We start from the raw sequence: 11,350 nt of genomic DNA, 5'->3' as shown, positions 1-11,350 counted from the left end.
GCGGCCGGTTGCCGCCGGTCCCGTCGCGCAGGGCGGTGACCACGCCGCGAATCACGCGCGGGCCCAGCGGCACCGTGACGTGGTCGCCGACCGCCAGGCCCAGCCCCTCGGGCTCGGCATAGTCGAACGCCTCGGGCAGCGGCATGGGCAGCAGGACGGAGGCGATGCGGGGCATGGGACCAAACATGGGGAGAGACCGGTTCTGCCTCGGAAACGTCCCCAGGTCGAGACGGCGCGTCACCGCGTCATCAAGCGGCTGTTAACCGACTTGGGGCTTCATCGGGGCTGACCCCGCCCGTGATCGACAGGGGGATCGAGTGTGGATGGAGTAGGCAGATCATGACCGACGCGACACAAGCCATGCTGCGCCAAGAGGTCGACGCCGACGCCGTCCGCGATTTCCTGCGGGCCGCGCCGACCTTCCTGCACCAGGATCCCGACCTGCTCAGCGACCTGGGCCTGCGGCCCGACGCCAGCAACGTCGTCGATTTCGGCCCCCTGGCCCTGGCCCGCGCCTCGGCCGCCCATCAGCGCGAGGCCATCGTCCGCCGCGAGATCGAGGCCACGGCCCGCGCCAACTTCTCGGCCCAGGCCCAGACCCACGCGGCGGTGATCGACCTGCTCGACGCCCGCAACCATTCCGACCTGGCCCGCCGGGTCGACGACATGGCCGCCCTGCGCTTCGGCCTGGCGGCCGGCGTCGTCGTGCTGGAAGGCCCCGGCCGGGTCCCGGCCGGCTGGCACGCCCTGATCGACGGCCAGATCGAGATGATCATGGGCGCCCACGGCGTCGCCCGCATGGGCTTCCACGCCCCGGCCCTGGGCCTGTTCGGCGACAAGCTGGACCAGATCAAGAGCATGGCCCTGGTCCGCCTGGCCCTGTGGGAGCCCTCGCGCCAGGGCCTGCTGGCCTTCGGCTCGGCCGACCCCGAAGGCTTCACCGCCGACATGGGAACCGAACTGGTGTCGTTCCTGGCCCGCGTGGTCGAGCGCACGGCCGAGCGTTGGCCGGTTCTGTGATTTTTCCCCTCCCCGTGAAGCGGGGGAGGAATCACGCATGCGCTTCCGGCGGTCCCGGATCTGCGCGCTACGCGCTTGTCCGGGATGACAAGATTTATGCAGTGGCGAAGAGATGACCGCCCCCACCACCGCCCGCCAGGCCCTCGCCGCCTGGCTGGAGCACCTGGCCCACGAGCGCCGCGCCTCGCCCCGCACCGTGCGGGCCTATGGCGACAACACGCTGGCCTATCTGAACTTCCTGGAGCGCCATCGCGGCGAGCCCCTGTCGGTCGCCGACCTCGGCGGGATCACCGCCGCCGAGCTGCGCGCCTACCTGGCCTTCCGCCGGGAGGACGAGACTTCCCCTGGCAAGGAGGGCCTGTCGCCGCGCTCGCTGTCGCAGAGCCTGTCGTCGATCCGGGCCTTCCACCGCTATCTCGACCATCGTCTCGACACGCCCAACGCGGCCATCGGCCTGGTGCGCGGGCCGCGCATCAAGGTCGGGGCGCCGCGTCCGGTGACCGAGGACCAGGCCCACGGCCTGATCGCCGAGATCGGCCTGGACCCCGACCGCGACGACTGGGAAGTGGCCCGCGACGAAGCGGTGCTGACCCTGCTGTGGGGCTGCGGCCTGCGGATCTCCGAAGCCCTGTCGCTCGTCCGCCGCGACGCGCCCCTGGCCGACAGCCTGCGGATCACCGGCAAGGGCGGCAAGACCCGGATCACGCCCGTGCTCGACATCGTGCGTGAGCGGATCGACGTCTACCTGGCCGCCCTTCCCTTCGTGCTGGCCCCGGACGAGCCGCTGTTCCGGGCCAAACGCGGCGGGCCGCTGTCGCCGCGCCACGTCCAGGCCACCATGCAGCTTCTGCGCGGCCGGCTGGGCCTATCGGACCGCGCCACGCCGCACGCCCTGCGCCACTCGTTCGCCACCCACCTGCTGGGGGCCGGCGCCGACCTGCGCGCGATCCAGGACCTGCTGGGCCACGCCTCGCTGTCGACGACCCAGCGCTACACCCAGGTCGATGCCGCCGGCCTGCTGGCGGCCTATGGCAAGGCGCATCCGCGGGCCTAGGCGCGCCTGCCGCTTCGCCCGGGCAGGTTGACCGCCGCGGTGATCAGCAGGCAGACGATCAACAGCGCGCTGTACTCCCAGCCCGCCGTGCCCGGCCCGACCACGAAGAAGCCCTGGCTCCAGTGGAACAGCACGACGCCGGTCGCATAGATGCCGGCCAGGATCAGCGAGATCGGCACGGGAAGAATACGCAGGGCCAGCAGCAGCGTCCCGCCGGTCTCGGCCAGGTTCACCAGCCAGACCAGGACCAGGGCGAACGGAAAGCCCCGGGCCTCGAGAATGCCGGCCAGCACCGGCAGGCTGCCCTCGTAGAAGCGATACCAGCCGTGGACGCTGAGCAGCAGGCACACGGCGAGCCGCAGCACGTCGTAGCCGGCGGTGCGCGGCGCGAAAACATTCTTGAGCAACTTCATGTCGCCTCCCCGTGATTTGCGGCGAGACTATCGGGCGTCGGAGGCGGGTTTCAATGGCGTGCGTCGCCCTAAAGGTCCCGCGCCTCCAGCTCCGCCAGCAACGTCGCCAGCCGATCCGCATGGGCCTGCACCTCGGCCGTGACGAACGGCGACGGCAGGTCGGTGTGGGCGGTCGGCGGGCTCACCGTCACCTGCACCAGGTTGATCGCCTCGTTGGGGTCGAGGTTCAGGTCGTACATCTCCCATTCCTGGAACCGGGGCTCGGGCCTGGACGGGTCGAAATAACGGCTGAGCTTGAAGTCCTTGGTCCGCACGCAGCGGACGTGGTTGGGCTGGCGCACCGAGCTCGGCGCGAGGTCGACCGGGGGGCGGCCTTCGTTGGTGGTCCGCACCACCTCGACCACCAGGTTGTAGATCTCGAATTCCCGCTCGCACTTCTCGTTGTTCAGGTCGGGGATCGCCGGTCGCGGCAGGGGCGCGGTGATCTCGTCGTCGGTGATGAACAGCACGCCCTGGCGCTCGCGGCCGTCCGGCTCGATCACGGTGTCGGTCTCACCCCGCAGCAGGGGAGCCAGGTCGACGCCGGGCAGCGGCGGCGTATCACGCTCCACGGCCAGCTTGGCGGCGATCGCCTCGCGCTCCTTCTTGGCCACCCCGGCCAGGCCCAGGATGGTCGGCAGGATGTCGATGTGGCTGGTCAGGGCGTCGATCTGGCGCGTCTCGACGAAGGCCGGCTCGACCGGCCCCGTCCCGCCCGCGCTTTGCTGCGGCGGGAAGCGGACGATCACCGGCACGTGCAGCGCCTCCTGATAGGCGGTGTGCCACTTCTCCATCATCATGCCGTGGGCTCCGGCATATTCGCCGTGGTCGGCCAGGAAGACGACGATGGTGTTGCCGGCCTGGCCGGTCTCTTCCAGCGTATTCAGCACCGCCGCCACGTGGGTGTCGACCACCGAATGGAGCCAGGCGTAGAGCTGCAGGAACTCCAGGGTGGTCCCGGCCGGGTCGTCGCTCAGCTGGAACGGGATCGTGCCCTTCAGCGCCAGCTTGACGGCCTTCTCCTTGGCCCTGGCCTCGTCCTCGGGAACCTTGGGGAACCTGTTCTGCAGGCCCAGGACCATGTTGAAACCGGTCTTGGCGTTGAGGGCCAGACCGACCTTGTAGGAATAGTCGAACTGGCAGCTGGGCTTGCTCGACAGGTCCTCGTCCTGGGTCGGCGAGGCCTTGGCGCAGTCCTGCGGGAAGCCTTGGGGATTGAGCGCGATCTGGGCCGTGCCGGCGGTCGGGGCCGGCGTCTTCTGGCCCGCCAGCGGCACGGTCAGCGGGCCGAAAATCGACTGGGTCCCGGAGTCGTCCGGGGTCGGCAGGGCCTGGGCGATCACCGCCGGATAGGTGGCGATGTCGTGCGGGTTGGTGAACGAGGCCACCGCGAACCACGGCGGGGTGTCGGTCGGATCGGGCCCGGTGGCGTAGGGATCGTCGGCCTGGGCGACGGCGACCGCGTAGTTGTAGTTCAAGGCCAGGGCCTGACGGCGGATGAAGGCGCAGGCCTGGTCGGTGAAGCCGGCGTCGCGATAGACGCCCAGATTGTTGATCGCCGCCCCGTGCGGCTCGGGGAACGACTCTTCCCAGTCGTCGAAGCCGTAGGCCTGCAGCGAATGGTCCGGCGGATTGCTGACGTGCCACTTGCCGAAATAGTGGGTCGAGTAGCCGGCCTCGCGCATCCACGTGCCCAGCGTCGGAATGCCGTCGGCCGCCAGCCACGGGAAGTTGTGCGAGTCCCCGCTCTTGAACAGGCCATCGGTCTGGGTGACCCCGGTCTTGGTTCCGTACTGGCCCGTATAGATCGTCGCCCGGCTGGGCGTGCAGGCGCTGGCGGCGATGGTGTGGTTGCGCAGCAGCGCGGCGTTGTCGCGCAGGGCCGTCAGGCCGGGGAAGTACTGGGCGTAGGGATTGACGACGCCCTCCTCCTCGCGCTGGAAGCCCAGGACGCGCTTCAGCGCCTCGTTGAAGCCGGCGTCCGGACCGTAGGAGAACCGCGGGAAACGGTACTGGTCGCAGGTGATCAGCAGGATGTTGGGTCGCTTGGCGTTGGTCATGTCCATCCCCCATGCGCGGCCGCCCCCCGGGGCCGTTTCGCGCGACCCGACATTGCACCGTCAAGGTTGAGGAGTCGACATCATTGCCATTACAGCGCGCAGAGATTGGGTGGCGCGCGACCAATTTCGTGACATTCCGCCCCGCGCGTTCAGCCAAGGCCCCGGGATTAACCGCGTTTTTACAGCGTTCGCGGCTTCTGGACCCCGGACCGGCGCCCGCCCCGTTTGTTGGGTCGTCCGGACAGGGGGTTTGCGATGAAATTCGACGATCTGAAGATCTCCACCAAGGTGGCTCTGCCGGCCATCATCCTGACGATCGTGGCCCTGGCCATCACCGGCGTCGGCGCCTGGCAGGCCAGGGTGTCGGAAGCCGCCACCAAGGTGCTCGTCGAACAACGCGCCCCGTCCGAGCTCGAAGGCGCGCGCTTCAACAGGCGCATCGCGATCATCGGCTACGCGGCCTATCGCACGATCGCCAACCCGGCCTCCTCGGCCGAGGCCAAGGCGGCCAGCGCCGAGATCGACAACGCCTACCAGGAGGGCAAGATCGCCCTCGGCAGGATCAAGCAGACCGACCCGAGCTCCGCCAAGATGGTCGCCGACTTCCAGGTGCGCCTGGACCGGGTCTATTCCAGCGCCCGCCAGGGCGCGGACCTGGGCCTGCAGGACGCCAACGACGCCGCCAAGATGGTGATGGGCGTCATCGACCCCGACATCGCCAGCCTGAGCAAGGACGTCGCCACCTACACCAACACCCACAGCGAACAGACCCGCGCCATGGTGGCCAAGGCCGCCAAGCAGTCCGCGACCGGCTCGCTGCTGAGCATCGTCTTCGGCCTGATCGCCTCCGCCGCCGCCATGGCCTTCGCCCTGTGGATCGGCCGCTCGAAGATCTCGGCCCCGCTCACCAACCTGTCGCGCACCATGGAAGTGCTGGCCCAGGGCTCGGTGGACGTCCAGGTGGTCGGCGCGCAGCGCAAGGACGAGGTCGGCGCCATGGCCCGCTCGGTCCAGGTGTTCAAGGACAACGCCCTGGCCCTGCGCACCGCCGAAGCCGCCCAGCAACGCGCCACCGCCGAGACCGAGGCCGAGCGCCAGCGCAACCAGCAGGCCGCCGAGGCCGCCGCCCGCGAACAGGCCTTCGTCATGGAGAACATCGCCACCGGCCTGACCCGCCTGGCCGAGGGCGACCTGACCTATCGCGTCGACGCCGAGTTCCCGCAGGCCTACCAGCGCCTGCAGAACGACTTCAACGGCGCCATCGCCCAGATGGAAGAGGCGATGCGCACCATCGTCCAGGCCGCCAACAGCATCGGGGCCGGCAGCGACGAGATCGCCGCGGCCGCCGACGACCTGTCGCGCCGCAGCGAGCAGCAGGCCGCCAGCCTGGAAGAGACCGCCGCCGCCCTGGACGAGATCACCGCCACGGTGAAGCGCTCGTCGGCCGGCGCGGTGGAAGCCTCGCGCGTCGTCACCTCGACCCGCACCGACGCCGAGCGCTCGGCCGTCGTGGTGCGCGGCGCGGTCGACGCCATGAACCAGATCGAGAAGTCGTCGCAGTCGATCAGCCAGATCATCGGCGTCATCGACGAGATCGCCTTCCAGACCAACCTCCTGGCCCTGAACGCCGGCGTCGAAGCGGCGCGGGCCGGTGACGCCGGTCGCGGCTTCGCGGTCGTCGCTCAGGAAGTGCGGGCTCTGGCCCAGCGCTCGGCCGACGCCGCCAAGGAGATCAAGACCCTGATCTCGACCTCCTCGCAGCAGGTCGGCCAGGGCGTGTCGATGGTCGGCCAGACCGGCGAGGCCCTGCAGGCCATCGTCGGCAAGGTCAGCGAGATCGACGCCCTGGTCAGCGAGATCGCGGCCGGCGGCGCCGAGCAGGCCACCGGCCTCAACGAGGTCAACGCCGCCGTCAACCAGATGGACCAGACGGTCCAGCAGAACGCGGCCATGGTCGAGCAGTCCACCGCCGCCAGCCACGCCCTGAAGGGCGAGGCCAACAGCCTGATGCAGATGATCGGCCGCTTCCAGGTCAACGGCGCCCATTCTACCCAGGATGGGGCCGCCCGCGCGCCGACCCGCCGCGCCGCGCCTCCCCCGTACCGGCCGGCGCCGCGCGCCTCGGGCCCGGCTCCCGCCACCGCGACCAGCCGTCCCGGCGCCAACCCGGTGCGCGCGGCCCAGGCTAAGCTCGCCGCCTTCGCCGGCTCGGCCAAGCCGGCCGCCGACGAATGGGAAGAGTTCTAGGGTTCAGTAGCGTACCGTCCGCGCGGACCAGGAAAGCCCCGCCCTTTGCCCGGCGGGGTTTTTTGCGTCTAGCGCCTGGCTGGCCGGTCGACGTTGAAGCGGATGGTGGACGACACCGGGCAGCCGTCGACGCTGCGCAGCACGGTCAGGGTGTGGTTGGCCGGCGGCAGGTCGCCCAGCCGTTTGACCTTGGCAGCGACGTCGGGCGCGGGTTGTTCGGCCAGTTGCAGGCCGGATTCCCGGCAGGCGCTCTCCGCCTTCATCGCCTGAAGGGCCTGGTCCTTCGAGGCGTAGACCGTGACCCGCCCGCCTCGCGCCAGGATCTCGCTTGGCGGGACGAGCGGCGTGGCCTGGACGGCGGCGGCCAGCAGCATGGCGGACAAAAGCATGGCGGGGCTCCGTTGCCGAAACCCCGCCACGTTACGCGCGATCGGGCGAACTCGCCCGTTAACTCTTGGACAGGCTAGGCCTGCATCGTCCAGCCCTCGACGCCCATCGCCGCCTGGCGGAAGGCTTCCGAGCGGGTCGGGTGCGGGTGACAGGTGCGGGCCACGTCTTCCGACGAGCCGCCGAACTCCATGGCCACGCAGATCTCGGCGATCATGTCGCCGACGTTCGGGCCGACGGCGTGGGCGCCGAGGATGCGGTCGGTCTTGGCGTCGGCCAGCACCTTCACGAAGCCGTCGGTCTCGTGGTTGATCTTGGCGCGGCTGTTGGCCAGGAACGGGAACTTGCCGACCTTGTAGGCGACGCCCGCGGCCTTCAGGTCGTCCTCGGTCTGGCCGACCGTGGCGACTTCCGGGCTGGTGTAGATGACGCCCGGGATGATGCCGTAGTTCACGTGACCGGCCTTGCCGGCGATCAGTTCCATGCAGGCCACGGCCTCGTCCTCGGCCTTGTGGGCCAGCATCGGGCCGCTGGTGACGTCGCCGACCACCCAGACGCCAGGAGCGGTCGTCTTGAAGTGGTCGTTGGCGATCACGCCGCGCTTGTCGGGCACGATGCCGACGCTTTCCAGCCCCAGGCCTTCCGTGAACGGACGACGGCCGATGGCCACCAGCACATAGTCGGCCTGCAGGGTCTCGGCCGCGCCGCCGGCCACCGGCTCGACGGTCAGTTCCACCTGCTTGGCGGAGGCGGTCGCGCTTGTGACCTTGGCGCCCAGCTTGAACTTGAAGCCCTGCTTGGCGAGGATCTTCTGGAAGGCGTTGGCGACCTCGGTGTCGGTGCCCGGCAGGATGCGGTCGAGGAACTCGACCACGGTCACCTCGGCGCCCAGGCGCTTCCACACCGAACCCAGCTCCAGGCCGATGACGCCAGCCCCGATGACGATCAGGCTCTTGGGAACTTCCGGCAGGCTCAGGGCGCCGGTCGAGTCGACGACGCGCTTGTTGTCGATGGTCACGCCCGGCAGCGGGGTCGGCTCCGAGCCCGTGGCGATGACGATGTTCTTGGTCTCGAGCACGGTTTCCGAACCGTCCTCGGCCTTCACGACCACCTTGCCGGGCCCGTCGATGCGGCCCCAGCCCTTGATGTAGTCGACCTTGTTCTTCTTCATCAGGAACTCGACGCCCTTGGTCAGGGCTTCGACGCTCTCGGCCTTCTGGGCCATCATCTGGACCAGGTTCAGCTTCGGCTTGACCTCGATGCCCAGCTTGGCGAACTCGCCGCCGGTCGCGGCCTCGTACAGTTCCGAGGCGTGCAGCAGGGCCTTGGACGGCATGCAGCCGACGTTCAGGCAGGTGCCGCCCAGCTTGCCGCGTCCTTCGACGATGGCGGTCTTCAGACCCAGTTGCCCGGCGCGGATCGCGCCGTTGTAGCCGCCGGGGCCGCCCCCGATGATGACGACGTCGTATTGAGCCATGGATCTTCGCCTTGAGACGCGCCGCGAATGGCGCCGGACAGAAAATGGGGCCTGCCCCCGGTTTCCCAAGGGGTCGGCGCGCGCGCGTACTTCCTAGCGCCTCTGTCCCAAGGATCAACCCACAGAGCGCTAAAGGTCTACGGCATCCGACCTGATTGCATCAGGTCGGATGCCGTAGATTTGCCTTGGCGCGTTTTCTTCACGCCAACCGGCGCCCACTTGGCTCGAAAACGCTCTAGTTCAAAGGCGTCTTGCGCAATTCGACCCAGGCGATCAACGCCCCGATGACCGCCAGCACGGCAAGGATCACGAGGTCGGACTGGCGCTGACTGGCCGGGAAGGTCGCGTCATAGGCCGGTCCCTGCATCCACAGCCAGCCGAGCAGGTCGCCGGCGAAGGCGATCACGAAGACCAGCCACGCCCGCCCCTTGGCGAAGGCCAGCCGCCAGGCGGCGACCAGGAACAGGACCACCGCCACCCACCAGAGGATCACCTGGGGCCAGGACATCGCGTCCATCAACACCCCGTGCGATTTCACCATCGCGGGCAGTTTCAGCAGATGCAGCTTGTGAAGCACGGTGAAGCTCGCCGGTATCGCGCTCGTCAACGCGTACAGGGTCACGGCCACGACGAGCAGCCAGCGCAGGTATTTCATGGCGTCCTCCCCAGGATCTGGCGCGAGGCTAGCCCCAAGCGGCGCCGGGAGGAAGCGCGGTGGCGGCTCAGCGCAATCCGACGCTGAGCCAGGCGCCGACCAGCAGCAGGCCGACGACGCCGCAGAGCGTCGCGAGCGCCATGGCCACCCCGGCCAGGACGGCGTGATGGCCGCCCCGCGCCCGGCGCGGTCCCGCCACCAGGAAACCGGCCACCCCGCCGAAGGTCATGGCCAGGAACAGGGCCACGCCGGTGCGCGCCACCTGCGCGGCCGGGGCGTCGGGCGGCGCGGCGGGCGCGTCGTCCTCGGGGTCCAGCGGCGGCGCGGCGGCGCCGCGCAGTTCGGCGATCAGCAGGCGGGCCTCCTCGGCCTCGCTGGCCGGGGTCCACAGGCGAAAGCCGCCCATGGCGATGCTCATGATGAAGTCGCTGGTTCCCCAGTACTCGTTCTGCAGCAGCACCGACACGCCCTCGGCCCGCAGGCGCGAGGCGGCGATCTGGGCTTCGGTCAGGTCCGCGAAACGGGCGATCTCGGTCAGGCTCATGAGCGCCTCCTGGACGAAGACCGTACCCGAACCCGGGCTCGACTCAAGGATGCGGCGGCGACACGCCGTAGCGGGCGGCCAGGTAGCGGGTGATCGGCCCCTCGTTGGTGGCGAACAGCCGGCCATTGGCTTCGCCGACGTCGTCCTCCCGCAGATCCGGGTGCGCGAAGGGCGCGGCCAGGATCAGGGTCGGCAGGTTCTGGTGGGCCTCGCCCAGCAGGTCGACCACCGGGTGGCGCGGGCGCGCATAGGGCAGGTAGGCGATCTCGAGCTGGTCGCGTACGGCCGGATAGTAACCGAGGAACCCCTCCACGGCCGCGCAGGCCATGCAGAACCAGTCACGGCCCTGGTCGGTCCAGTCGGGGCGGAGGAGGAAGAGCTGGTCTCGGGTCGTGGTCATGGGGTAGTCCTGGCGCGACGAAAAAGGGGGAGCCGCTCTCGCGGCTCCCCCTCAATTCTGGTTCGGTGGAAACGACTACAGCTCCAGCAGCAGGCGCTGCGGGTCTTCCAGGGCTTCCTTGACCTTCACCAGGAAGGTCACCGCGCCCTGGCCATCGACCACGCGGTGATCGTAGCTCAGCGCCAGGTACATCATCGGCCGGACCTCGATCTTGCCGCCCACGACCATGGCCCGCTCCTTGATCGCGTGCATGCCGAGGATGCCGGACTGCGGCGCGTTGAGGATCGGGGTCGACATCAGCGAGCCGTAGATGCCGCCGTTGGTGATGGTGAAGGTGCCGCCCTGCATGTCCTCGATGGCCAGCTGGCCGTCGCGGGCCTTCTTGCCCAGGGCGCCGATGCTCTTCTCGATGTCGGCCAGGCTGAGGGCGTCGGCGTCGCGGACGACCGGAACCACCAGGCCCTTCTCGGTGCCGACGGCGACGCCGATGTCGTAGTGGTTCTTGTAGACGATGTCGGTCCCGTCGATCTCGGCGTTGACGTCCGGCACGGCCTTCAGGGCGGCCACCACGGCCTTGGTGAAGAAGGACATGAAGCCCAGCTTCACGCCGTGCTTCTTCTCGAAGACGTCCTTGTACTGATTGCGCAGGGCCATCACCGCCGTCATGTCGACCTCGTTGAAGGTCGTCAGCATGGCGGCGTTGTTCTGGGCTTCCTTCAGGCGGCGGGCGATCGTCTGACGCAGGCGCGTCATCTTCACCCGCTCTTCGCGCTCGTGGATGGCGCGCGGCGCGGCCGGGGCGGCGACGGGGGCCGGGGCGTTGGCGCGGGCTTCCAGGGCGGCCAGGGCGTCGCCCTTGGTCACCCGGCCGTCCTTGCCGGTGCCGGCGATCTTCGACAGGTCGAGATTGTTCTCGGCGGCGACTCGGGCCGGGGCCGGGCTGACCGGGGCGGCGGTCGCCGGAGCCGGAGCCGCGGCGGCGACAGGCGCCGGGGCGGGCGCCGGCGCCGGAGCGGCGGCCTTGGGCGCGGCGGCGGCCGGAGCGGCGGTCGCC

The 11,350-nt window shown here is 69.6% G+C and carries 12 protein-coding genes; 3 read left to right on the top strand and 9 right to left on the bottom strand.

The features are described from left to right. Window positions 1-175 (bottom strand): hypothetical protein (locus PMI01_RS27375; protein ID WP_162136382.1); only part of this gene is annotated, 175 nt, incomplete at its 3' end. Between the two features lie 164 nt (window positions 176-339). On the opposite strand from PMI01_RS27375, the gene PMI01_RS05440 reads away from it, so the two are divergent. Both PMI01_RS05440 and PMI01_RS05435 read left to right on the top strand, forming a co-directional pair. Continuing rightward, window positions 340-1,020 carry a DUF484 family protein gene (locus PMI01_RS05440; protein ID WP_007664915.1) on the top strand — a complete coding sequence of 227 codons (681 nt, stop codon included), beginning with the start codon at window positions 340-342 and terminating at the stop codon, window positions 1,018-1,020. Window positions 1,021-1,132: 112 nt separating this feature from the next. After that, window positions 1,133-2,074: a tyrosine recombinase XerC gene (locus PMI01_RS05435; RefSeq protein ID WP_007664914.1), complete on the top strand. Its 942-nt coding sequence runs from the start codon at window positions 1,133-1,135 to the stop codon at window positions 2,072-2,074. On the opposite strand, the gene PMI01_RS25995 is transcribed toward PMI01_RS05435, so the two are convergent. Next, window positions 2,071-2,487: a DoxX family protein gene (locus tag PMI01_RS25995; RefSeq protein WP_007664911.1), complete on the bottom strand. Its 417-nt coding sequence runs from the start codon at window positions 2,485-2,487 to the stop codon at window positions 2,071-2,073. The two genes, PMI01_RS05435 and PMI01_RS25995, sit on opposite strands and share 4 nt — an antisense overlap. A 68-nt stretch (window positions 2,488-2,555) precedes the next feature. Beyond that, window positions 2,556-4,586 carry a sulfatase-like hydrolase/transferase gene (locus PMI01_RS05425; protein ID WP_007664908.1) on the bottom strand — a complete coding sequence of 677 codons (2,031 nt, stop codon included), beginning with the start codon at window positions 4,584-4,586 and terminating at the stop codon, window positions 2,556-2,558. Between the two features lie 255 nt (window positions 4,587-4,841). Here PMI01_RS05425 and PMI01_RS05420 point away from each other — a divergent pair, with 255 nt between their 5' ends. After that, window positions 4,842-6,833, top strand: coding sequence for a methyl-accepting chemotaxis protein (locus PMI01_RS05420; protein WP_007664904.1), 1,992 nt, complete (start codon window positions 4,842-4,844; stop codon window positions 6,831-6,833). Window positions 6,834-6,901: 68 nt separating this feature from the next. Here the strand turns inward: PMI01_RS05420 and PMI01_RS05415 are convergent, their stop codons facing one another. The 6 genes from PMI01_RS05415 to odhB form a co-directional block, all read right to left on the bottom strand. Continuing rightward, entirely contained in the window at window positions 6,902-7,222 is a 321-nt protein-coding gene (locus PMI01_RS05415) for a hypothetical protein (protein WP_007664901.1), read from the bottom strand. A 74-nt stretch (window positions 7,223-7,296) separates the two neighbouring features. Then, window positions 7,297-8,697: a dihydrolipoyl dehydrogenase gene (gene lpdA / locus PMI01_RS05410; RefSeq protein ID WP_007664897.1), complete on the bottom strand. Its 1,401-nt coding sequence runs from the start codon at window positions 8,695-8,697 to the stop codon at window positions 7,297-7,299. A 235-nt stretch (window positions 8,698-8,932) separates the two neighbouring features. Next, complete coding sequence (locus PMI01_RS05405) at window positions 8,933-9,352, bottom strand: hypothetical protein (protein ID WP_007664894.1); 420 nt, start codon at window positions 9,350-9,352, stop codon at window positions 8,933-8,935. A 67-nt stretch (window positions 9,353-9,419) separates the two neighbouring features. Further along, window positions 9,420-9,896 carry a putative signal transducing protein gene (locus PMI01_RS25990; RefSeq protein ID WP_007664891.1) on the bottom strand — a complete coding sequence of 159 codons (477 nt, stop codon included), beginning with the start codon at window positions 9,894-9,896 and terminating at the stop codon, window positions 9,420-9,422. A 43-nt stretch (window positions 9,897-9,939) separates the two neighbouring features. Further along, window positions 9,940-10,296 (bottom strand): DUF3088 family protein, encoded by a 357-nt coding sequence (locus PMI01_RS05395; RefSeq protein WP_007664888.1) that lies wholly within the window; start codon window positions 10,294-10,296, stop codon window positions 9,940-9,942. Between the two features lie 75 nt (window positions 10,297-10,371). Further along, the coding region (gene odhB, locus PMI01_RS05390) for a 2-oxoglutarate dehydrogenase complex dihydrolipoyllysine-residue succinyltransferase (protein WP_007664886.1) at window positions 10,372-11,350 on the bottom strand (979 nt) is incomplete at its 5' end.

Origin of the sequence: Caulobacter sp. AP07, from assembly GCF_000281955.1 — a bacterium.
Taxonomy (GTDB): domain Bacteria; phylum Pseudomonadota; class Alphaproteobacteria; order Caulobacterales; family Caulobacteraceae; genus Caulobacter.
Note: the sequence above shows the minus strand (reverse complement) of the source record. Positions and strands in the feature narration are given on the sequence as shown.

What these genes read in the sequence shown, in the direction of transcription:
- PMI01_RS05440 (WP_007664915.1), top strand. Translation starts at nt 340, where the DNA reads ATGACCGACGCGACACAAGCCATGCTGCGCCAAGAGGTCGACGCCGAC.
- PMI01_RS05435 (WP_007664914.1), top strand. Translation starts at nt 1,133, where the DNA reads ATGACCGCCCCCACCACCGCCCGCCAGGCCCTCGCCGCCTGGCTGGAG.
- PMI01_RS25995 (WP_007664911.1), bottom strand. Translation starts at nt 2,487, where the DNA reads ATGAAGTTGCTCAAGAATGTTTTCGCGCCGCGCACCGCCGGCTACGAC.
- PMI01_RS05425 (WP_007664908.1), bottom strand. Translation starts at nt 4,586, where the DNA reads ATGACCAACGCCAAGCGACCCAACATCCTGCTGATCACCTGCGACCAG.
- PMI01_RS05420 (WP_007664904.1), top strand. Translation starts at nt 4,842, where the DNA reads ATGAAATTCGACGATCTGAAGATCTCCACCAAGGTGGCTCTGCCGGCC.
- PMI01_RS05415 (WP_007664901.1), bottom strand. Translation starts at nt 7,222, where the DNA reads ATGCTTTTGTCCGCCATGCTGCTGGCCGCCGCCGTCCAGGCCACGCCG.
- lpdA (WP_007664897.1), bottom strand. Translation starts at nt 8,697, where the DNA reads ATGGCTCAATACGACGTCGTCATCATCGGGGGCGGCCCCGGCGGCTAC.
- PMI01_RS05405 (WP_007664894.1), bottom strand. Translation starts at nt 9,352, where the DNA reads ATGAAATACCTGCGCTGGCTGCTCGTCGTGGCCGTGACCCTGTACGCG.
- PMI01_RS25990 (WP_007664891.1), bottom strand. Translation starts at nt 9,896, where the DNA reads ATGAGCCTGACCGAGATCGCCCGTTTCGCGGACCTGACCGAAGCCCAG.
- PMI01_RS05395 (WP_007664888.1), bottom strand. Translation starts at nt 10,296, where the DNA reads ATGACCACGACCCGAGACCAGCTCTTCCTCCTCCGCCCCGACTGGACC.